12 protein-coding genes and 1 pseudogene are annotated in these 22,528 nt (G+C 76.0%); 3 read left to right on the top strand and 10 right to left on the bottom strand.

What is annotated here, in order from left to right; translation table 11 throughout:
* Positions 1 to 123 precede the first annotated feature (123 nt).
* The 8 genes and pseudogenes from KMS84_RS29995 to KMS84_RS30030 form a co-directional block, all read right to left on the bottom strand.
* Positions 124 to 690, bottom strand: coding sequence for a DinB family protein (locus tag KMS84_RS29995; protein ID WP_256919618.1), 567 nt, complete (start codon positions 688 to 690; stop codon positions 124 to 126).
* A 142-nt stretch (positions 691 to 832) separates the two neighbouring features.
* Entirely contained in the window at positions 833 to 2,812 is a 1,980-nt protein-coding gene (locus tag KMS84_RS30000) for a hypothetical protein (RefSeq protein WP_256919619.1), read from the bottom strand.
* On the bottom strand, positions 2,809 to 6,552 hold the full coding sequence (locus KMS84_RS30005) for a DUF5682 family protein (protein WP_256919620.1): 3,744 nt from the start codon (positions 6,550 to 6,552) through the stop codon (positions 2,809 to 2,811). Before KMS84_RS30005 ends, KMS84_RS30000 begins: the two co-directional genes overlap by 4 nt.
* Before the next feature lie 5 nt (positions 6,553 to 6,557).
* A complete protein-coding gene (locus tag KMS84_RS30010; protein ID WP_256919621.1) occupies positions 6,558 to 7,730 on the bottom strand; it encodes an ATP-binding protein in 1,173 nt (390 codons plus the stop codon).
* 35 nt (positions 7,731 to 7,765) lie between these two features.
* A pseudogene (locus tag KMS84_RS30015) lies at positions 7,766 to 12,774 on the bottom strand (hypothetical protein).
* Positions 12,771 to 13,625 (bottom strand): DUF4132 domain-containing protein, encoded by an 855-nt coding sequence (locus KMS84_RS30020; RefSeq protein ID WP_256919622.1) that lies wholly within the window; start codon positions 13,623 to 13,625, stop codon positions 12,771 to 12,773. The pseudogene KMS84_RS30015 and the gene KMS84_RS30020 overlap by 4 nt, the downstream one beginning before the upstream one ends.
* A gap of 249 nt (positions 13,626 to 13,874) precedes the next feature.
* Entirely contained in the window at positions 13,875 to 14,264 is a 390-nt protein-coding gene (locus KMS84_RS30025) for a cold-shock protein (RefSeq protein ID WP_256919623.1), read from the bottom strand.
* Between the two features lie 168 nt (positions 14,265 to 14,432).
* On the bottom strand, positions 14,433 to 14,819 hold the full coding sequence (locus KMS84_RS30030) for a DUF5997 family protein (RefSeq protein WP_256919624.1): 387 nt from the start codon (positions 14,817 to 14,819) through the stop codon (positions 14,433 to 14,435).
* A 58-nt stretch (positions 14,820 to 14,877) separates the two neighbouring features.
* Here KMS84_RS30030 and KMS84_RS30035 point away from each other — a divergent pair, with 58 nt between their 5' ends.
* On the top strand, positions 14,878 to 15,705 hold the full coding sequence (locus KMS84_RS30035) for a LysR substrate-binding domain-containing protein (protein ID WP_256919625.1): 828 nt from the start codon (positions 14,878 to 14,880) through the stop codon (positions 15,703 to 15,705).
* Between the two features lie 21 nt (positions 15,706 to 15,726).
* Here KMS84_RS30035 and KMS84_RS30040 read toward each other — a convergent pair whose 3' ends face one another.
* The gene (locus KMS84_RS30040; RefSeq protein ID WP_256919626.1) at positions 15,727 to 18,513 is read right to left on the bottom strand and encodes a beta-L-arabinofuranosidase domain-containing protein; all 2,787 of its coding nucleotides are present in this window, start codon (positions 18,511 to 18,513) and stop codon (positions 15,727 to 15,729) included.
* A gap of 247 nt (positions 18,514 to 18,760) precedes the next feature.
* Positions 18,761 to 19,237: an Lrp/AsnC family transcriptional regulator gene (locus KMS84_RS30045; protein ID WP_256919627.1), complete on the bottom strand. Its 477-nt coding sequence runs from the start codon at positions 19,235 to 19,237 to the stop codon at positions 18,761 to 18,763.
* 401 nt (positions 19,238 to 19,638) lie between these two features.
* Here KMS84_RS30045 and KMS84_RS30050 point away from each other — a divergent pair, with 401 nt between their 5' ends.
* Both KMS84_RS30050 and KMS84_RS30055 read left to right on the top strand, forming a co-directional pair.
* Complete coding sequence (locus tag KMS84_RS30050; RefSeq protein ID WP_256919628.1) at positions 19,639 to 21,150, top strand: FUSC family protein; 1,512 nt, start codon at positions 19,639 to 19,641, stop codon at positions 21,148 to 21,150.
* A 204-nt stretch (positions 21,151 to 21,354) separates the two neighbouring features.
* On the top strand, positions 21,355 to 22,395 hold the full coding sequence (locus KMS84_RS30055; protein ID WP_256919629.1) for a lactonase family protein: 1,041 nt from the start codon (positions 21,355 to 21,357) through the stop codon (positions 22,393 to 22,395).
* The last annotated feature ends 133 nt before the right edge of the window (positions 22,396 to 22,528 follow it).

The raw sequence follows: 22,528 nt of genomic DNA on the forward strand, positions 1-22,528 counted from the left end.
GGCGAGGGGGGGGCGACCGGGGCCGGACACGGGCGGCGTCGGCGACGTGGCGCCCGACGCCCGAGGTGGGCCCGCACCGCCGGGGCCACGTGGCCCCGGCGCCCCCGGGTGGTTCGGCGCCGCTCAGCCCATGCTCTTCGAACCGTCCAGGGCCTCACGGATGATGTCGGCGTGACCGGCGTGCTGGGCGGTTTCCGCGACGATGTGCAGCAGGACCCGGCGGGCCGACCACTGGACGCCCGGCTCGAACCACGGCGCCGACGGCAGCGGGTGCGCCGCGTCCAGGTCGGGCAGGGACGCGACCAGGGCGTCGGTGCGGTCGGCCACCGCCTCGTAGTCCTTGAGCACCCCGGCCAGCGTCTCGCCGGGCAGCATGCGGAACTCGTCGGCCCGCGCGGCGAAGTCGGCCTCGGTCATGGCGCTGAAGTCGCCCAGGGCCGAGGGGCCTTCGACGATGAAGCCCGCCCAGCCCCGCTCGGTCGCGCTGACGTGCTTGATCAGCCCGCCGATGCACAGCTCGCTGACCGTGGTCCGCTCGCCGGCCTGCTCGTCGGTGAGGTCGCGGGCGGTGAAGCGCAGGAAGTGCCGCTGCTTGGCGAGGGCCTCCAGCAGGTCGGCACGCTCGCGGCTGACGGCCGGCGCTGCGGCGGTGGTCTCGTCGGGGCCGGCGGGCGTGGTGGGCTTGCTCATGGGGTGCCTTCTTCCGTGAGTGCTGTTCCGCGGTCGTAGGACCACCATAGGAGCGATGGAGGTCAGATCCTGACCTAATTGGCCGGTGGGCAGGACGGGTTCAGCCCACCGGCTTCAGCCCACTGGTTTCAGCCCACTGGTTTCAGGGAGTCGTACTCATCGCCGGATCGCCGGATCGCCGGATCGCCGGATCGCCGGATCGCCGGATCGCCGGATCGCGAGGCCCGAGGGCTTCCGGTCGTCGGGTCGTGGGGTCGCCGGGCCGTGGGATCGCCGCGCCCCAGGCCGCGGCGCACAGGGCCCGTTCGGCCTCGGCGGTGTACACGGCCGAGGCGAGCCAGGTCCGGGCGAAGCGGCCCGTGTCGGCCGGGAGCAGCCGGCCGAAGGCGTCACGGGAACGGTCCGCCGCGGCCGCGTGCAGCGCGTCGAGGAGGTCGGCCGCGGTGCCGAGGCCGACGCGACGCAGCCGCGCGCCGTCGCCGGCCGCGCCGCCCGGGAACGCCAGCACCCGGCGGCCCCCGGAGACCGCCTGGTGCACCCGGCGGCGCAGCAGGTGCAGCGGGGCCTCGTCCACGGGGTGGACCGCGACCGGGGCGGCGGCCGCCGGGGGCAGGTCCGCGTGCTGGAGACGGTCCAGGCCCAGGTCGACCCGGGCCGTGGGGTCGGCCGGATGCTCGGCGGCGAGCAGCAGCGCGCGCGGCAGCGGCCCCGGCAGGAGCCGGGCCACGATCCGCAGCCGGCTGCCCCGGGCGGCGGCCAGCAGCCGGAGGTTGTCGCGGTACGCAAGCGCCGGGTCCTCGTGAGCGGTCGCCAGCCGCACCGTGAGACCGGCGCAGTCGGCCAGCAGACTGTCACCCGTCGCCTCCCGGACCGTGCCCGCCAGGGTGACGTCCAGGAACAGCAGGTCATGGCCGCCGTCGAGAGCCCGGGCGACCTGCTCCGCGACGGGCGCGGCCCACAGCCTGTCGAGCGGCTCGGCGCTCCAGGCGACGCCGGCGGCGCGCACCGCCCGCACCCCGGCGCCCGCGCCGAGCCGCCCGGTCGGGGAGACCGTCGCGCCGGAGACCGCGAGCCCGGCGCGCGACAGCTCACGGTGGGTCAGGGCGGTGTCGCCGATGCGGACAGCCCGGTCGGCGGCGCCCGTCGCCCGGCCCGCGCCGCCCGGGGCGACGTCGGAGACCGAGTAGAGGCGGCCTTCGGCGTCCGCGGTCCAGGTGACCGCGCCCGCGTAGCCGGTCGCGGTGAGGACGGGCTCCGAGAAGAGCCCGTACAGGCGCAGGGAGCCGTCCGGCGCGTAGGGCTGCCGGACCGTGCCGCGCAGGTCGGCCAGTTCCGGGCCGCGCGCCGACGGCAGCCGGTGCGCCACGCCGAGGGCGAGGCGCAGGGCGTCCACCAGGTCGGCCAGCCGGTGCGCGGGATCGTCCGAGCGGGCCGCGCGGACCCCGTTGACCACCGAGACCGCCGCTGCGGCGGCACGGGGGAGCCCCGCGAGCCGTGCGGTGTGCGCGGCGCGCAGGAGTTCCGCCTGGAGCACGGCTCCCGACCCGTCGGCGCCGGCGTCCAGTACGGCGGCGGCAGCGTCGAACACGGCCCGCGCCGCGTCGATCTGGCCGGGACCGGCTGGTTCGTCCGCCGTCGCCTGCGGCGCGCCCTCGCCCTTTCGGGCCTCCGGCTGCGCGGCGTTGGGGTCGGCTGCGGCAGGAGCGGCACCAGCGGAGTCAGCCGCCGAGGCGCCACCCGCGGCGGAGACCGAAGGAGGGGCTGGGGCGGAAGGGCGGGCTGGGGGAGCGACAGCGTCGGCGTCAGCGGCCGGGGCGGACGGCGGTGCGGGCTCGGCGACCGGTGCGGCCGAGGCCGCCGCCGCGCGGTGCAGACAGTCCGGAGCGAGCAGACATCCGCAGCGGATGGCGTCCGCGCTGCTCACCGCACCGCCCACGACGCGCAGTTCCAGCTCGGTCTCGTCGTCGACGGCGATGCGGACGGTGTCGCCCTCGCGGACCACCGGACGGGCCGCCAGCTTGGCGACCCCCGCGTCCAGCCGCTTGCGCAGCCGGGGCGAGAGCGCCTCGACGAGTTCGGCGGTGACGGACGGCGCGACCGGCGGCAGCACATCCTGGCTCATGCGATCTTCTCCCCTACCCAGCGGGCGAGTTCGAGCGGACTGAGGGCGGCGACGGGCATGCCGGCGGCGACCAGCCGGCCCGCGACGCCCGTGGAGTAGCGCGGCCGGCCGGAGTCGTCGAGGCTCGCGCAGCCCAGCACGTGACAGCCGGCCCCGACCAGCGCACGCACCTCGGCGAGGAGCCCGCCGAGCGGGTAGCCCTCCTCGAAGTCGCTCACGACCACCACGAGGGTGCGCGACGGCACGGTGACCAGCTCGCGGGCGTGCCGCAGGCCCGCGGCGATGTGCGTGCCCCCGCCGACGCTGACCTCCAGCAGCAGCGACAACGGGTCCTCGACATGGCCGGTGAGGTCGATGACCTCGGTGGAGAAGGCCAGGAAGTGGGTGGACAGGGTCGGCACCCCGGCGAGCACCGAGGCCGTCAGCGCCGCCCACACGGTGGACGCCTCCATGGAACCCGACACGTCCGTCACCAGGATCAGCCGCCAGTCGGCCGACCGCCGGGCCCGGGCACGGAACACCGGGTGTTCGGGGACGACCCGGACCGTGCCGTCCGGGCCGCGTCGGGCGGTCGCCAGGTTGGCGCGCAGGGTGCGGGGGAGGTCCAGCCCGCCGCCCGGCCGGCGACTGGGCCGCGGCAGCGCGGTGCCGTGCAGGGCGGGACGCAGCCGGGTGGCCAGCTGCCGGGTCAGGGCCTCCACCAGCCGGCGCACCAGCGGGCGCAGCGCGGCCAGCCGCGCCTCGGGCAGCCCGCCCGCGTGCCGCAGCACCGTGCGCAGCAGATCGACCGAGGGCCGCGCACTGTCGGCGTCCAGCTCGGCGAGCACGTCGTCGCGGCCCGCCGCCGCGGCCGCCGCCAGCACCTCCTCCCGGATGCCCGGCCCGAAGAGCGCCGCCAGCTCCTGCGACCACTCGCGCACCCCCGGATACGGCGTCTCCCGGCCGCCGGGGCCGCCCCGGCCCGTGAGGTCCCCCCGGCTGCCTTCGCCGCGGCCGCTGCCGTAGAGCTCGTCCAGGGCCGTGGCCAACGAGCGTGCGGACGGCGGCAGTCGGTCGGTGCGCCGGCCCAGGACGAGCCGCCAGCGGTCGGCGGGCGCGAGGAGACGATCCTCGGCCGTCGCCTCCGCCGACGTCTCTCCCGCCCCCCTTCCCGCACCCACTCCGGTTGTCGTTCCCGCACCCTCTCCCGCTGCTTCCTCCGGTTCCTCGGCGGGTGCCGTGACGGCGGTGCGGGCGGCTGCGGGCTCCGTGGTGGCGGGACGGGGGGACGAGGGCTCGTCGAGGTCCCGCGAGGGGAGCAGTCCGAACGAGCGAAGGACGGCGCGGGCCGCGAGGTCCGCGCCCGCCCAGACGGCGAGGGCGGCCGGGTCGAGGCCGTCGGTGTCGGCCACGCGCGCGGCGCCCAGGCGCTCCTCCACGGACGCCAGCAGCCGGTCACGGGCCGCCGGGCTGAGGGTGTCGAAGCCGCCGCGCAGCGCCGGCAGCCGGTCCAGGAACCGCCGGTCGGGCAGCTCCGACACCCGGTCGAGCAGCGGCTCCAGCGCCGAAGCCGCGGCCTCCAGCAGGGGACCCGCGGCGGTCAGCACGCCGCTCAGACGGGCGGTCAGAGCCGACCGGGACTCGGCGTCGACCGCGCCGTCGACCCAGGACGCCACCCGGTCGCCGAAAACCCGGGGGTCCTCCTGACCCAGCAGCACCCGGACGGCCCCCGCGGCGCCGCGCATCAGAGGGGAGCCGTCCTCGGCCAGCCGCTCGAGGGCGTGGGCGAGCCGGATGCCGCCGAACAGGTCGGCGCGGTGGGCGAGTTCGAGCAGGGCATGGGCGTCGGCCGGATCCTCCGAACCGGTCAGGCCCTCCACCTGGCGCACCGCCGCCGCGGTGAGCAGCTCGGCGACGGCGGTCGCCCGGGCCGTACGGCCGGCGTCGGCGCCCAGTCCCGCGACGTGTCCGGCTCGCAGCCGGTCCGACAGGGCGAGCGCGGCGAGCAGTTCGGGCAGGGCTCCGGCCTGCGGCAGCACCTCGGCCAGGTCGTCGAGGCGCTCGTCGGTGAGCGCGCCGAGCCCGCACCGCGCGGCCTGCTCGAGACCGAGCAGGACCTGTGCGGCCGTCGGCCCGCCGTCCTCCACCTCGGCCCGTCGCCGCTCCCGCAGCACGCCCTCGGCGGCCTGGGCCGGTGTCACCCCGCGGGCCCCGGCGGCGGTCAGCACGGCCGCCGTGGCGGGCGTCCAGCGCGCCTCCCAGCGGGAGGTGAGCGCCTCGGCGCCGCCCGCGCCGACGACGTCCTTCGGCTGCCCGTAGGGCACCCCGCACACCGTCAGTCTGCGCAGCAGCAGCTCCCGGCGCCGGTCGAGGTCGGAGCGCAGCGGGTCGAGCCGGAGTTCGCGGGCGGCGCCCGAGGAGCCGTCCGGCCCCGGCAGGCCCAGCGCGGCGACCTCGTCCTCGACCGCCGGGGCGAGTCCGCTGCGCGGGGCGTCCGGCGCCGGCCGCCCGGTGCGGGTGCCGACCAGGACCCGTTCCATCGCCCGCGCGACGGCCCGGCCCCTGCCGTAGGGCTCGCCCTGCGCGAGGACCGTCTGCACCGCCTCGACCAGCTCGCCCCGGCCGGCCGCGGGCAGTCCGCGCAGCCGCGCCAGGTCCGAGGCCACCCGGACGATCTCGCGCGCGTCGGCCGGCCCGGACGGATGCCCCAGGTCACGCAGTTGCGCGCACACCCGCACGGCCGCCCGCGTCAGCGCCTCCTCCAGCGCGACGGGGTCGCCGGCGGCCCGGAGCACCATGTCCTGCCACTCCGGGTCCCGGATGCCGGCCGGATATCCGGAACGCTCGTCCAACAGGGGGTAGGCGTACGGGATCAGCGAGGTGACCCAGGAGACCCGCCGGGTTCCCTTCAGACGACCGGGCTTGCCCGGGTCCGTGTCCGGGACCACGTCCGGGGACCGGTCCGGGTCCGCGTCCGCGTGCGTGTCCACGTGCGTGTCCGGTCCCGGTGCGGCGAGCCGGTGCGCGGCCCCGCCCGTCAACGCCGGTGCGTGGAAGGCGCCGACGAGGACGGCGGCCCGCTCGCCGCCCGCGGTGGCCTCGGCGATCCGGTCCCGCATCCACCGCTCCCGCCGCAGGTCGAGCGCCGCGACCCCGCCCGAGGCGGCCGTCTCCGCGCGCAGCGCCCACCCCGTCAGCAGCGCGGCCCGGCGCAGCGCCTCGGGGGGCGAGCCGGGCGCCGTCGCCTCGACGAGCCGGTCCCACAGGTCGTCCCCCGGGCGGCCCGTGAGGCGGGCCCGCAGCGCCCTGGTGAGCCCGAGGGGCTCTCCCGGCGCGGGGTCGTCGTGCCCCTCGCCCCACGCCCGGTCGGCGAGGGGCAGGTCGCAGGCGATCACGGGGACGTCGCGCCGGACCGCCCAGCGCACGGCGGCCAGCTCGGGCGAGAAGTCGGCGAACGGGTAGAACGCCGGGCTCGCGCCGCTTCCGGCGTCGCCCGAAGCCGCGGCGAGCGCGACCGGGGCCCGGGTCCGCGCGTGCCCGAGCCAGGGGAGCCACTCCTGCATCTCCGCCGGCAGCTCGACGAGCAGCACGTCCGGCTTCGCCTCGTCCAGCAGCGCGGGCACGGCGGCGGCCAGCGAGGGCGCGTGGTGCCGCACGCCGACGAGGTAGGGCCCGGCCGGGTCGGTCAGCGCGGCGAGCGCCTCGGCGGGAGCGACGAGCGCGCCGCCCTCGCCGTCCGGCGTGGTGGGGTGCGGGGACACGGCCGTCAGCCCTCCAGCACCGTGCGCAGTTCCCACAGGGTGCGCCAGGTGGCGGAGCCCTGCTCGGCACGGCGCCGGACGGGGCCGTCCCAGTAGCCGCGCAGCCGGGCCGCGTCCGCGGGGTCGTCCTTGCGGACGACGCCGAGCAGATGACCGGGCAGCAGCCCCAGGACGTCACGGTCCCCGGGGAAGTAGGCGGCCGAGAGCGCCAGCGCCCCCGCGACGGACACGGCCTCGGCGGTGCTCATCACCGTGGACGGCCGCTCCACCTCCCAGCCCTCCGCCGACCGTCCCTCCCGCAGATCGCGGAAGGCGGTGACCAGGGCCTCCAGCACGGCGTCGTCGACCTGGAAGGGGGCTTTGGCCCGCTCCACCGAGGCGCGGGCCTGGCGGTGTACCAGCGCGGTCTCCGCGTCGAGGTCCGGGATCGGTGCGACCGTCTCGAAGTTGAAGCGGCGCTTGAGGGCCGCGGACATCTCCGAGACGCCCCTGTCGCGCAGGTTGGCCGTGGCGATCAGGTTGAAGCCGGGCGCGGCGTGCGCCAACGCCTCCGCCGTTCCGGTCAGTTCGGGGACGGCGATGCGCCGTTCGGAGAGCAGCGACACCAGGGAGTCCTGCACCTCGGGAAGACAGCGCGTCACCTCCTCGACGCGGGCGACGGCGCCCCGGGACATCGCGGCCAGCACCGGCGAGGGCACCAACGCCTGCCGGCTGGGCCCCTGCGCCAGCAACAGGGCGTAGTTCCAGCCGTACTTGAGCTGGTCCTCGGTGGTGCCCGCCGTGCCCTGCACCACCAGGCCGCTGGTGCCGCAGACGGCGGCGGACAGCAGCTCGGACAGCATCGACTTGGCGGTTCCGGGCTCGCCGACGAGGAGCAGCCCCCGTTCGCCGGCGAGGGTGACCACACAGCGCTCCACCAGCGCCCGGTCGCCGACGAACTTGTCCTCGACGACCAGCCGCCGCGGCACTCCCTCCGGGGAGTCGACGCCCTCGGGCAGCTTCAAGGCCCGGCCGCCGCTGCCCATCACGAAGGTGACGACGGCACGCGGGGTGAGCCGCCAGGCCGGCGGGCGCGGCCCGTCGTCGTACGCGGCGAGGAAGGCCAGTTCGGCGGCGTGGCGGTCCTCGGGCGGCACGATCTGGCGTTCGGGGGCGGGGGACACGGCGGTGGCGGTCATCGGCGCGGGTTCTTCCAGGGGTGAGGGGACGGTGATCATCGGCGGCGGCCCTTGCGGGTGGCCCGGGTGGTGAGCTCCTCGTAGGCGGGGGCGTCACCGGAGCGCACGCGCTCCCACGCGCGGGCGAACAGCTCGGGCACCGGGACCAGAGGGACGGCGCGGACTCGGTCGCGCACCGGGTAGAGGCCCTCCTTCCAGGTCTCCACCGGCAGGGCCGGAGACTTCAGGTCCAGCCAGCCGCAGGGCAGGAAGAGCGTGCGGCCCGCCCGCGCCCGCTTGGCCTCCACCACCACCCCGGTCGCCGCGAGTTCGGCCTGGGCCTTCTTCGCCCGGGCGGGCCGCAGTCCCGTCCAGCGGGCGCGGTTGCGGTCCGTGGGATCCGGGAGGGCGAGCAGCTGGAGGTAGAGCGCCGCCGCGTCCTCGCCCAGGTCGAGCCGGGCGGCGACCTCGGCGACCAGCTCGGGCACGCTGAAGGCCGGGTCCTGCGCGTGGCCGGACGGACCCCGGGGATCGGTCCCCGCCGCGACCGCGGCGCCGAGGTCCTCGCCCAGGAGCGTCCGCAAGGCCCGCATGCCCTGGCCCCGCGAGGGGCCAACGAGGCCCTCGACCAGCCCGAACACGGGGTCGTCGGGGTCGCCGAGGGCGCCGGGCCGCACCAGGACGGTCTCCTGGTCGCCGTACCACGGCCGCAGTGCCAGCGCCTCGCCCGCGGCCGTCAGGCCGTGCGCGTCGGCGCCCCCGGCAGGCGGCAACCCGTAGGCCTTGCGCAGTTCGACGGCGGTCGAGGAACCCTTGTCCGTCCACGCGACGTCCAGGTCGATCAGCAGCCCGGGGTCGGCGACGCGCCGGCGCACCGCGGCCAGGCTCTCCGGCAGGGCGGCCCGCAGCGGGTGCGCGTACGGCAGCGAGTAGGCGAGCCCGGCCAGCGCGGCCACCGCCCGGGTCAGGTCGTACCGGCCGGGCAGCGCAGCGGGGTCCTCCGCGACGAGGTTTCCGTCCTTGTCCGGCCGTTGCACGGTGGTGCGGTGGATCCACGGGGTGAGCCGGGGGTTGAGGACCTCCTCCGCGGAACCCGTGGGCAGCCCGTCGAGCGCCAGGTCCCCGGCGAGTTCCTCGGGCAGTCGTACGACGTCGGCGAGCCGCTCGGCCCACACCCGTCCGGCCGCCCGTGTGTCCGGTCCGGCCGTCCACAGGTCCCCGGGGGCGTCCGGCAGCAGCGCCCCGACGAGCGCCGCCCGGTCGCCGACGCCCACCGACGCGAGCAGGCCGTCCCCCAGCTGCTTCTGGCGGGGCTTCAACCCGGTGGCCGCGCTCACCTCGTCGGTGAGCTGCGGCGGGTTGCCCGCGAGCAGCAGCGCCGCCTGGACCGGCCCGAGCCCGCCGAGCGTGGCGGAGGCCAGCGCGTCGGGCGCCTCCGGCTGCCAGGGCGCGGGGCCCTTGTCCCGGACGAGTGCGGTGACGGCCGTCAGCGCGGGCGCCGGGTACGCCGCCGGGCGCGCGGTCTCCCGCACCAGGGTGAAGTGGGCTATCGCGCCGAACCGTCCGGACGGATCGTGGTCGAGGGCGAGCCAGTCCACCCGCCCGTTCTGCCGGTCGATGTTCTGGCAGCCGAGGACGACGACGGTGCGGCCCTCCCGGCGCAGCACCTGACCGGCCCGTTCCTGCTTGTCGTGCGGCTCCCTCAGCACGACCTCCCGCAGCCCGCCCGTCGGCGCGGCCAGCGGCCCGTCGGCGACGGCCTCCAGCAGCAGCAGCAGCGCCTCCGGTGCTGCGCGGTCGTCGTGGGGCCGGCGGCCCGGTAGGCGAGCGGGCGCAAAACGTCCAGCACGGGCGTCCACACCGGGCCGATGCCGGGCACGGTGAACTCGTCGCTGCGCCATCCGTCGCCGGCGCCGGCCGGCCGGGCGGCTTCGGGCAGGGCCTTGCCGTCGGCCGGTTTCCCGGACAGCACGTGGTTCACGGCACGGATCTGCCGCAGCGTGGCCCAGCGCGTCTCGCCGCCCCACCACCCCTGCATCGGGGAGAGGCCGGTGACGGCCTCGCGCAGCGTCTGGTCGTCGCCGTACTCGGGCTTCAGGTCCGCGAACATGCCGTCGACCCGGCTGCTCCGCGTCTTCGGCCGGGCGACCGCAGGCGTCACGAACGCGGTGGTCGACACCGCGAGGCGCAGCACCGCGCGCACGAGGGCGCCGACCCCCGTGACCAGCCTGCGGTCGCGCAGCGCCGGCAGGAGACGGGACACGGTCTCCTGCACGACCTCGTCCGCCGTGGGGGCCGAAGACCGGCTCCTCGAGGTGCCGTCGACGGCCCCGGCCGCGTCGAGCACCGCCTGCCGCTCGGCCAGCGCCCGCGCCGCGCTCCGCACGATCTCGGCCGCCTGCTCGTCGGTCAGCGCGCGCAGCGCGGCCGACGCCTGCTCGTCGCGCGGACGCAGCGCGTGCCAGTACTCGACCGGGGGGACGAAGCGGGTGCCCGCCGCGAACTCGCCGCCGCGTTCCATCGGCGTCACCCGGCCGAGTTCGCCGGCGGGGCCGGTGTCGTCGCCCGCGTACAGGGCGATCTGGCGGTGGAGGCGGACGGCGACGGGCTCCGCCCCGCCGGGCAGCCGCAGCGCCCCGAGCGGAACGCCCGGCGCCCGGCCGCCCGACCAGGGCAGGGCGACGGTCCGGCCGTCCGGCGTGCCGGCGACCGTACGGGCCTCGGCGCCCTCGCCCTCGGTGCGCACCCAGCGGCCGAGGACCTTTCCGTCGGTTCCCAACGGGGTCTCTTCCAGGCCCGGTTGGAGAGGAAGCAGCTCGCATTCCTCCTGGAGCAGCGTCGCGTCCTCCCGGATGCCGGACCGCAGGAACGCGGGCAGGGAGGCACGCCCGTGCGTGCCGGTGGCCGGGTCGTACTCGAGCCAGACCTGCTGCCGGCCCTGGCGGCCCTGCCGCCAGCAGGAGGAGCCGTCGCCGAGGACACGGCGGGTGGCGGGCAGGACGGTGTCGCCCGTGTGCAGGGTGCGCCCGCCGCTCGCGCGCCCGCCGCCGGGCAGCGGGACCGACGGCGCGCCGGCCTCGGAGGAGCCGTACCAGTAGGCGGGGATCTGCTCGCCGCCGAGCGTGAACACGTCGGCCGGGCGGGCGGACCAGTAGCCGAACTGCTTGCCGTCCTGCCGCCACATCACCAGCAGTTCGCCGTCCGTGTAGCGGAACGAGGGACGCTGCCAGCGGTTCGGGGGCACGGGCAGCCGCAGGTCGTGCTCCAGCCAGATCTCCTGCGGGCCGACGACGAACACCTTGTGCTCACGCGAGACGATCAGCGCGGGCCACGCCTCGTGGACCGTCAGGGGATTGTCGTGATCACGGCCGGGCTTGGTCTCGGCGTCGATCCGGCGCAGGGCCTCCTCGAGCGCCGGCCAGCCCAGTTCGTCCGGCACGCCCGCGCGCAGGGTGTGTCCGAGCAGCGGTGCGACCTCGCGCGCGGCGACCCGGGCCACGGCCGCCGGGCTGACCCGGGCGGCCACCGTGCGGAAGGGTTGCAGGCGTTCCAGAGCGGCCCGCGCGGCGGGCAGACCGACCGCCGCGGCCAGGTCGCCGGCCGCGTCGTCCAGCCACTCGCGCAGCACGTCGCCGAGCACGGGGTGGGCGGCCAGCCCCTCCAGCACCTCGGCGCCCGGACGGGCGCCGCTGACGGCGCCGACGCCGGCGTACAGCAGACGACGCGTGCGCGGATCGGCCGCCGTCGCCGCCAGATCGCGCCGACCGCCGCGGGTCTCGCCCAGCCAGCGGTCGAGGGAGAGATGCACGACCCGGTCGGCGGCCGGCAGGACCAGCGGCACCTCCTGCGCCACGCACAGGTCCAGCAGGTCGAGGTCGGCGCCGCAGTGCCAGCGCCCCGAGCACAGGTCGACGGGCCGGCCCAGCTCGCGCAGCCGCGGCGCCATGCGCTCCACGAGGGCGAGCGTGGCCGGGGAACGGCCGCTGACGGTGCCGCCGTGCTTGCGGTGCAGCGCCCACCGTCCGAGCCACTCCGCCGCGTCGACGTCGGACGCCGTCTCCCCGGTGAGGAGCAGGTCCGCGCCGCACTCCGCGAGCAGCGCGAGCCAGAACTCGTCGTCCTCGACGGTACGGCCCAGACCCGCGGGCATGATCTCCAGCAGTCGTGCGCGCACCTGCGGCCGCTGCCCGGCGAGGACGGCGAGCGTGGAGCGGTAGGAGTTCCAGAAGGACGCGGGAGCACGGACCGCGGCGGGGGAGGCGAGCAGGTCGGCGACCAGCGCGCACTCCTCGGCGACCCGGTCCAGACCGGCCGCCCTGATCAGACCGCGCGCGTCCTGCGGCAGGGATGCGTACGGCGGCATGCCCGCCGCGCAGCGCTCCACGGTCAGCTGCCGGAACTGCGCCCAGGCGGCGGCCGGGTCCAGCCGGGCGGCGAGGGCCCTGACGTGCTCCTTGAGCGCCTTGACCGTCAGCGCGCCGGCGAAGGCGAACTCCAGGAACACGGCCCGCTGACGCTCCTCGTCGACCGCCAGCGCGTGCACCCGCTCGGCCTCACGGGCCTTGCCGAAGAAGGCGGAGGCGTACGTCGTGTTCTCGTGCTGGAGGAAGACGCGGGCCGCGTGCTCGTAGTAGGTGGGCAGGAAGTGCGGCACGGTCCGGCCGAGCCGGGCGCCGAGCTCCTCGAAGCCCTCCTTGGCGTTGCCCGGGCGGGACTTGGCCTGCCGGGCGAGTCGCTCGACGTCCTTGACCAGGGCCAGCGCGTGATGGCCGTTCGCCGGGTCGTTGACCAGCGCCCAGGCGGGGAAGCCGAGCGTCTCGCGTCGCACCTGGCCCACCTCGGGCGTGGGCGCCTCGCGGGTCAGTCCGAGGAAGTCCAGGGCGAGGTCCTCGGCTTCGCCGAGGGTGCCCGGCACCAGGCGCACGATCCTGCGGTCGTCGAGCGCGGGATGACCGTAGGTGCGCACCGTGAGCGTGTCGGCGTCCTCGCGGGTCGTGCTGCCCGGGGGCAGGACGGCGCCCGCGTCGAGCAGGACGGCGGCGGTGTTCTCGTAGTGGGTCGTCATGCCGCCCGCTCCTCGTCCTCGATGTCGCGTCCGGCGTACAGCGAAGCCGCCATGCGCATGCCCTCCGACCAGGCCACCGGTCCGACCTGGCCGAGCTCCAGCGCCCTGCCCGCGGCGTCCGTGAACGTCAGCGGGCCGGTCTCGGCCTCCTCGTAGCCCTCGTAGTCGCCCACCCACACGCGGGCCTCGACGGTGCGGCCGTCCTCCAGGACGGACGTCACGGCGTTGCCGCCGCGCACCCGGTATCCGAGCTGGGTGACCCGGCCGTGCAGGAACCGCTGCTCCTTGAAGGCGCCGCCCGCGTACTCCTCGACGGAGGTGGCCTGCGCGTCGAGCGTGGCGGGCCGTCGCCACACCTCGCGGAAGAGCTGCTGGGCGCGCTGCTCGACGCCGAGCTCCACGGCGAACTCCCGCAGCTCCTCGAGGTCGTCCAGGAGCACGGGGTGGCAGAGCCGCACGAGGTCGGGAGAGATGCGCACGGTGTCGCCGTCGAGGTCGACCAGGCCGAGACCGCGCTCCACGTCGGCGTCGCGCAGGAACCCCGCCACCTCGCCGTCGTCCCCGGTGACCACGAGGTCGCGCAGCGCGGCCCGCCAGGCGGGGTCGGGCCACACGTGGGCGACGACGGCGAACGGCACCGGCAGCGAACGCACCATCCACCGCTCGACGTCGGCCAGGCAGCGCTGCTCGTGCCGTTCCAGCCACTCGACGAGCCGGCGCAGCCCCACCACCGCCGGCTCGTCGGCGATCTTGGGCGGCACGGACTTCAACCGCCGCCCCGCCGCGTTGCGGCACACCACCTTGCCGTCATCCAGAGCGACTTCGTAGTCGCCGGCCGACACCCACCCCATGCGTGCCTCCCGCACCCGCTGTGATCAAGTGTCGGGAACTGTAGATCAAGCCACTGACAACGGGGTCGCCCCATCGGCGAAGGGGCGGTGACCTGCCGGTCGGGGCGAGGGACGTCGCAGGTCACCGCGGAAGCGCGGCGTCGTCGGGCCCGGCGGCGCGAGCCCGGTACGCGGACGGGATCCGGTCATCCGGTTCCGGTCACCCGGTTCCGGTCGCGCGGCTCCCGCCGCGGCGGGAGGCGGCGCGGGTCAGCCTTCGACCCAGCCGTGGTTCTTCGCGAACTGCGCGAGCCCGGCGCGCACCTGGAGGATCTGCTCGCCCGTGAGCGAGGGCGCGGCCGTCAGCAGCGCCTCGGTGACGTCCCTGGTGAACTCGTCCGTGCTGAGCACGTCGCACAGGACGTCGTCGTCGGCGGCGAGGGGCTTGCCGTCCTCACCCCGGGCGAGCCGCACGCCGGAGGCCTTCGGACCGCGCTCGCCGTCCTCGATCTCGAACTCCACCACGATGCCCCGGCGGACCTGGGACTCGGGCATCAGCATGTCGTTCACGTGCAGGAAGACGTCCTCCCCGCCGTCGTCGGGCGCGATGAACCCGTAACCGCGCTGACTGTCGAAGCGCACCACACGACCAGCAACCATCCCAACCCCCAGCAACCTCGAAACACCCACGTCGGTGAACCTGCCCAGATCGTAGTCAGAACGACGGTCCCCGGGCGAGCGCGGAACGCGCACCGGACGCGGCGCACCGGACGCGGCGCACCGGGGCGGCTCCCGCGCCGGGCGGGCGAAGCCCCTGGAGCAGGCCGGTCAGGACTCCGTGCGCTCCGCGTCGCGCTTCTTGATGCGGGCCGACTCCCTGCGGACGTCGGCCTGCGTGGCGCGCTCCTTCACCAGCCACTCCGGGCCGGCGTCCTTGATCGCCTCGATCTCCTCGGTGGTGAGCGCGTCGGTCACCCCGCCGCGGGCCAGACCGGCGATGGACACGCCCAGCTTGGCCGCGACCACCGGCCGGGGGTGCGGTCCGCTCTCGCGCAGCGTGACCAGCCACGCGGGCGGGTTCGCCTGGAGCTCGTTCAGCTCGGCGCGCGTGACGACGCCCTCCTGGAACTCGGCGGGCGTGGCGGGGAGGTACACACCCAGCTTCTTCGCCGCGGTGGCGGCCTTCATCGTCTGGGTGTTCGCTTGCGACTTCATGCAGTCCAGGGTATCGGCCGCGGCGGAGGGCCCCGACCACAGCCGGTAACCTGGCGGGATGACCGACTCCGCGGACTCCCCCTCCTTCCGGCTCGCGTACGTCCCCGGAGTGACGCCCGCCAAATGGGCGCGGATCTGGGCGGAGCGCCTGCCCGACACCCCCCTCGTCCTCCTTCAGACGTCCCCCGCCGAGGCCGACGCGCTCCTGCGCGGGGGCGGCGCCGACGCGGCCTTCGTGCGGCTGCCCGTCGACCGCGAGGTGTTCAGCGCCATCCCCCTGTACACCGAGACGACGGTCGTCGTCGTGCCCAGGGACCATGTGATCACCGCCGCCGAGGAGATCACTGTGGACGACCTCGCCGACGAGGTGGTCCTGCATCCCCTCGACGACGTCGTCGGCTGGGAGCGGCCGCCCGGCGAGGCCGCCTTCGAGCGCCCGGCGACCACCGAGGACGCGATCGAACTGGTCGCGGCGAACATCGGCGTGCTCGTCGTGCCCCAGTCCCTGGCCCGTCTGCACCACCGCCGCGACCTGACCTATCGCACGCTCGTCGACGCCCCGCAGTCGGAGGTCGCCCTCTCCTGGCCCGAGGACGCGACCAGCGACCTGGTCGAGGACTTCATCGGCATCGTCCGGGGCCGCACGGTGAACAGCACGCGGGGCCGTGCCCAGCAGGCGCCCGCGGCGGATCAGAAGAAGGACGAACGCCGCAAGCCGCAGCCGGGCGGCGCACCGCGCCGGGGCGCGGCCGGCGGGATCCGGGGCCGCACCGCAGGGGCGAAGAGCGCCGGCGGAGCCAAGGGCGGCGGCGCGAAGAGCGGCGGGGCCAAGGGCGGCGGGAGCCGGCGCGGCGCGGGCGGCGGAAAGCCCCGCCGCCGGTCGTAGCGCGGCCCGCCCCCGCGGCCGTCAGCGCACGTAGGTCGCCCCGCGCGCGGTGTCCACGACCCGCTCCCCGTCGGCCGCTCCGAGCAGGCCGCCTGCCACCCAGGCGTCCACCGTCGCGCGCACCCGTGCCACCAGCGCCGGCTTGCCGTCGAACGGAGCCGCCGCCCACACCTCGTCGAGCAGGGTGACGCCGTCCGTCCTCGCCGGGTTGGCGACGCCCGAGTCGCGGTTGCCGAAGACGACCCGGGGCTCGACGCGGCGCACGTAGGCGTGCGTCGGGTCCTCGGTCCCCTCGTGGAAGGGGGCGAACCCGGTGCCGTCGAGCGTGAAGTGCAGCGGCTCGCCGCTCACCGGCGTGAGCGACGGCAGCAGGTCCCCGGACAGTGCCGCGTTGCGGTACAGGCCGAACTCCAGGTACTCGGTCGAGGGATCGCGGGCGACGAGATGGAACGGGCCGTAGAACAGGGTCTGAAGGGACGGGTCGTCGGGCGCCTTCTCCACCCGCAGCCGGAACGGCGTCGCCACCCGGACGACGTCCCCGTCGCGCCAGGTCCGCGCCACGGTGAAGTAACTGCCGGGCGCGGCCGTGCCGCCCACCCCGCGCCCGTTGACCGTCACCCGGAAGCCCGACGTGGCCCAGGCCGGCACGCGCAGCCGCAGCGTGAAGGCGGCGGTCCGTCCGCGCACGGTGAGCGTGCTGCCCTGCTCTCGGCCGAAGTCGGTGCGCTGCGCGACGGTGACGCCCTTCTCGGCCCAGGTGAGGGTCGAGGGGCTGTAGAGGTTGACGTACAGCGCGCCGCCGTCGGCCGCCTTGAAGTACACCGAGTCCTGGTACTTGGTGGCGCTCTCCATGCCGGTGCCCTCGCAGCAGGTGGTGCCCTGCTTGGGCGTGTAGTCGCGCACGTGCCCCGGGCCGAGCCCGATGAAGTACGTGGCCAGCGGCTTCTCCGCGTCCGGCCGGTCCTGCTTGGAGCCGAGGACCTGGTTGTACAGGGTCCGCTCGTAGTAGTCCATGTAGGCCGGGTCCTGCTCGTGGAAGAACAGCGTCCGGCTCAGCTTCAGCATGTTGTACGCGCAGCAGGTCTCGGCGGTGGTCGCGCCGATGGTCCCCGCGACGACGTCCCGCGCCTTCCAGAACTCGCCCGTGCTGGTGCCGCCGATGCCGTACATCCGGTGCGGGACGACCATGCCCCAGAAGTTCCTGGCGGCGCTCAGGTAGCGCTCCTCGCCCGTCGCGTCGTACAGCCGCACGAGCCCGGTGAAGATCGGGATGTGCTGGTTGGCGTGCAGCCCGTCGAGGACGTCGGTGTTCGCGGCGCACGCGTCGATGAGCCGGTCCAGGTCGAACAGCCGGGCCAGCGCGAGGTGTTCGGGCCGGCCGGAGAGGGCGTGGAGATCGCAGACCGCCTCGACGATCCCGCCGAACTCCCCGCTGGAGAAGATGCCCCACATGCGTTGCAGCGTGGCTCCGGGAAGTCTCGACAGCCGGGAGTGCATCCAGTCGCCCATCCCGGACGCCAGGTCGAGCGCCCGGTCGTCCCCGGTGGCCAGGTGGGCGTCCAGCAGGCCCCTGAGGATCTTGTGGGCGGTGTAGTAGGGCGCCCACACCTTGGTGTAGTCGCTGCCGGTCATCGACTCCAGCAGGATGAACTGGGTCTCCGGGTAGGCCGCGAGGAAACCGGGATGGCTGGGGGCGCCCCACGTGCGGCGCAGGGTGGCGGTCAGGGCTCGCCCGGAGGCGTCGGCGAACGTGCCGCCGGAGGTCTCCTCGAAGGCGTAGGAGGCCAGGTCGCCGGCCGCCCGGCCGTCCTGCAACGCGGTGACCTCGTCGGCGCTCAGCGCGCGCGACCACACGTCGAAGCCGCCGAAGGCGCCCGCGAAGACCGGGTCGGAGGCGTAGTGGGACCGGCCGAGCCAGTGGTCGGCGAGCGTGCCGAGGGCGGCCGGGGTGAGCGACATGGCGGTGTTGCGGGCGACGGGCGTGCCGTCGACGTACAGGGTGCCGACGCTCCCGGCGAGGGTCACCGCGAGGTGGCTCCACCGGCCGAGGGGCAGCGCGGCCGTGCCGTCGAGTCCCTGCTCGCCGCCTGCCCCGCCGCGCGTGATGGCGAACCGGGGCACCCCGTTCGCGTTGCGGGCGGCCAGGTACAGGTAGCGGGTCGTGTCGTCGCCGAAGTCGAGGATCCGGGTCCAGGCGGCGTCGTGCGTGGGCTTCACCCAGGCCGCGAGGGTGACCTCGGCCGCCCCGTCGAGGACGCCGGAGGGCAGGTCGACGTAGCGGTGGGAGCCGCGGACGTTCTCCACGGCCGTGCCGAACCGCCCGTCGACGGTCAGGACGGCGGGGTCGTGGCGCAGGGCTTCGCGGACCTCCGTGAGCGCGTCGACCGAGGTGCGGATCCGGTCGGCGAACACCCGGTCGCCGGTGCTCGCGTACGCCTGCGCGAGCATGGTCAGGAAATGGCCGGTGTAGTGGCCGCGCAGGTTGCCGTTGGCCTCCCCGTCCAGGCCCTCCCAGCCGCCGGGGGCGATCGCGCCGAGGGTGGAGAGGCCGGCGTTGGCGCGGAACACCTGAAGCAGCCGGTTCACGTCGTAGCCGCGGGCGTGGTCCAGCATCAGCTGCCGCTTGGCGGCGAAGACGCCGGGCCCGAGGGCGACGTCCTCGAGGGGGAAGGGCTGCAGGGACCACGCGTCGGGCGGTGGGAGGGCGCTCGCCGAGGCGCCGCCGACCGCCGTGCCGGAGAGTGCGGGGACGGCTGCGGCGAGCATCGCGCTCCGCAGCAGGGTGCGTCGGGTGAAGGGCGGTGCCATGTGCTTGCTCCTCCGGTCCACGGTGCTCGGCTCCTCGGTCCACGGGTGCTCCGGGCTCGTCCCGTCCCCCGGTGATCCGGCCCGTCGGCCGACCGGTGGCGTCGCGTCCGCGTGCCGCGCACCGACCTGTTCGTTCGGTATGGCGAACAACGTGCGGATGGTCGACCAAGCGGCTCGACCAGACGTTAGAGGGGGGACGCTGGGGCGTCAACGGTGGTGACGCGACCGAAAGTTGCGGAGCGGGACGCTACTTCGCGGCCGCCCGCCCGATCGACTCCACCAGCGGCAGCAGCCGGTGCGGGACGCGCTCGCGCAGCGCCACCTCGGTGCGGGTGCGCACCACGCCGGGCAGGCTGATGAGCTTTTGGACCACGTCCTCCAGGTGCTCGTTGTCGCGCGCCACGACCCGGGTGACGAGGTCGCCGCCACCGGTGACGGAGAACGCCTCGACGATCTCCGGCACGGTGGCCAGCGCGTCGCCCACGTCGTCCAGGTGGCCCTGGGTGACCTCGATGTGCACGAACGCCAGCACGGGATGGCCCAGCGCGGCGGGGGAGAGCGACGGCCCCGAGCCGGTGATCACGCCGTCGCGCTCCAGCCGGTCGAGGCGGGCCTGAAGCGTGCCGCGCGCGATGCCGAGGAGGCGGGCGTACTCGCGCACGCTGGTACGCGGCTGCTCCAGCAGCAGGCGCAGGATGCGGGTGTCCAGCTCGTCCACCGCCATGTCGTCGCCCCGTCCGTCCCTCGCTCGCACGTGATCGGCCCGCCCGTACGTGATCAGCGCGACAGTACCAACGCGCGCGTGGCGTGAGCGGGGCGCCGCGACCGGGCGGGCCGGGGCGGCCCGCCCGAGGGCGCCCGTGTCACGGGGGCCGGCGGGCAGGTGGACCGGCAGGCGGGTGGGCCGGTGGGCCGTTGGCCGACCGGCGGCCCACCCGCTCCGGCCGTTGCTGGGCCATTGGCACAGTCCGAACGGGCCGAGTTGAACCAGTCGCCCATCGGATGCTGAGATGGCCCGGTCGATGGCGCTGCGGACTCCGCGGCGCCTTTCTCATGTCGTCCCACGGACCGCGTCGTCTCGCGCGCCCGCGGTGGCGCGTCAGGGTGGGGAAAGGGCGGGGCAGCTTGCTGAAGAGGGCGTTCGTGGCACCGGATCCGGGGCGGGTGCGACTGCGGTTCGCCGCCCGGGCCGTGCTGGGCATCGGGCTGGCCGTCACGTTGTGCGCGGCGGCGGGGCACACCCTGACCGCGGCCGTCACGGGCGGCCTGGCCGCCCTGCTCGCACTGTTCACGGTCACCGACCCGACCGTGCGCGGGCAGGCCGTGACGACCGCGCTGCTGCCCGTCGTCGGGCTCCCGGTGCTCACGCTGGCGGCCTTCCTGCACGACGTCCCCGTCGCCCGCGACCTCGCCTTCCTCGCGGTGGTCGGCGCGGGCGGCTACGCCCGCCGGTGGGGCCCGCGCGGACACGCCCTCGGGGTGTTCGCCTTCATGACCTTCTTCGCCGCGCAGTTCCTGCACACGGTCCCCGCCCGGCTGCCGGAGCTCTACGCGGCCGTGGCGCTCTCCCTGGCGGCGTCGTCGGCCGTGCGGTTCGGGGCGTGGTGCTACGAGCGGCGCATGCCGCCGCCGGCCGCCCTCGCCCCGCCGACGGGCGGGACCGGCCTGGCGCGCATCACGACCCGGCAGGCCGTGCAGGCCACCGTGGGGGCGGGGATCGCCCTCGTCGTCGGCCAGGCGCTCTCCGACCAGCGCTGGTACTGGGCCGTGGGGGCGACCTGGTGGGTGTTCGTGAACACCGCCTCGCGTGGCGAGACGCTGGTCCGCGGGTTCCGGCGGTTCCTCGGCACCGTTCTCGGGATCGCCCTGGGGCTTGTGGTGGCCGTGCCCCTGCACGGAGAGCCGGTGGCGTCGGCCGTGGTCGTCGCGGTCGCCGTCTTCGGGATCTTCTACACGGCGGCCGTCTCCTACACGTGGATGATGCTCGCCGTCACCGTCATGGCCAGCGCCCTGTACGGGCTGCTCGGTCTGCTCGACCCCGCTCTGCTCGCCCTGCGGGCCGCGGAGACCGCCGTGGGGGCCCTGGGCGCGGTGCTGGCGGTGCTGCTGGTGCTCCCGGTCACCACGCACTCCGTGACGGACGCCTGGGTGGAGCGCGCGCTGCGCTGCGTGCACCTCTGCACCGCCGAGGCCGCCGCCCGGCTCGCCGGCTCGACCACGGCCAACCCGGCGCTGCGGGTGGCCGAGCTGGAACAGATCCTCGCGCGGGTCCGCCTCTCGCTGGCCCCGCTCGTGCACCCCCTCAGCCCCCTGCGGGCGCGCAAGGGCCGCGCCCGGCGCGTGCTCGCGCTGCTCGACGACTGCGCCCGCGAGGCGCGCGGACTCGCCGCGGTCGCCGCCGACCCGGAGGCCTCGCACGACGCCCGGCTCGTCGCCGCCTGCTGGCGGGTGGAGACCGCGGTGGAGGCGCTGACCGCCCCCGCCGCCGACGGCGCGGGCCGCCCCGAGCGGGCCCCCGTCGAGCCGCAGGGCGCCCCCGCGGAACCGGTCCTGGCTCATCTGCACGCCCTGGAGCAGGCGCTCCTCGAACTCGCCGGGCCGCTGCGCGGCTCCGGCCGCGTCTCCGTCGGCGCCTGAGCGCCACCGTCCCGTTCCCGTTGCTCTTCCCGGTCGTCTCCGTCTCCGCCTCCGCCTCCGCCTCCGCCTTCGTGCTCGCGGTCCCGTTCCCGGTCCAGGGGCGGCGGGCGAGCGAGCCTGGTCTAGACCGCTGGTGATCGACTGCTACCGTCACCCCGAGCAGCAGCGTCAGCAGCGGCAGCGGCGACCCGGAAGGGGACAGCGGTGGCAGACCTCGGCGGAAGGCGACGGCGCGCGTTCATCGGCTCGTTCACGGCGGCGGGAGGGCCCGGCATCGTGGCCGCCGCCGTGGATCCGGCCCATGGGGCGCTGACCGTTCTGAGCAGGGTGAACGGCGTCCCGGACCCTTCCTATCTGGCTCTCTCCGCCACGGGCGCGACGCTGTACGCGGTCAGCGAGACCGCGGACGGCGCGGTGGCCGCCTACCGGGTGAGCGGCGACGTGCCCGAGCCCGCGGGCCCGCCGGTGCCGGTGAACGGCAGCGGACCCACCCATCTGAGTGTGTTCGACGGCCATGTCCTCACCGCCAACTACGGCTCGGGCAGCGTCACCGCCGTACCGGTCCGCCCGGACGGCACCCTCGCCCGCGTCGCCTCCGGCGTCCTGCGGCACACCGGATCGGGCCCCCACACGCGGCGCCAGCAGGGGCCGCACGCCCACCAGGTGCAGCCCGACCCGAGCGGGCGCTGGGCCGTCAGCGTGGACCTCGGGACGGACTCCGTGCGCGTGTGCTCCCTGCGGGACGGCAGCCCCGTCGTGCACCGCGAGCACGCGCTGCGTCCCGGCTCCGGCCCACGTCATCTCGCCTTCCACCCCGGTGGGCGGCACGCCTACGTCGTCAACGAGCTCACCCCGACCGTCACCGTGTGCCGCTGGGACGCCGTGGACGGCTCCCTGAAGCCGCTCGCCGAGGTCGCGGTCCTGCCCGGCGCGCCGGCCGGGGACGCCTATCCCTCCGGCCTCGCCGTCTCAGCGGACGGCCGGTTCGTCTGGACGGCGACGCGTGGCGAGGACGTGCTCTCCGTGTTCGCGGTCGAGGGGGACGGGGAGGCGCTGAGGCTGGTCGGAACGGTGCCCTGCGCCGGGCGCTGGCCGCGGGCCCTCGCCGAGTCCGGCGGCTTCCTCTACGTCGCGAACGAGCGCTCCGGCGACGTCACCTGGTTCGCCCTGGACCCGTCGACGGGTCTGCCCCGGCGCGGCGGCTCGATCGCGGTCCCCGCCGCGTCCTGCGTCGTCCTCGGCTGACCCGCCGCCGACCCGTTCCTCGCCTGCCCGCTCGACGCCCGCCGTGCCCGCCGCAGTCGCCGACGGCCCGGCCGCGGCATCGCCCCCACCCCCGGGGCCGCCCCCGCCCGAGATGTTCCGGCCGCCGCACGAC

The organism is Streptomyces hilarionis, from assembly GCF_024539675.1.
Taxonomy (GTDB): Bacteria; Actinomycetota; Actinomycetes; order Streptomycetales; family Streptomycetaceae; genus Streptomyces; species Streptomyces hilarionis.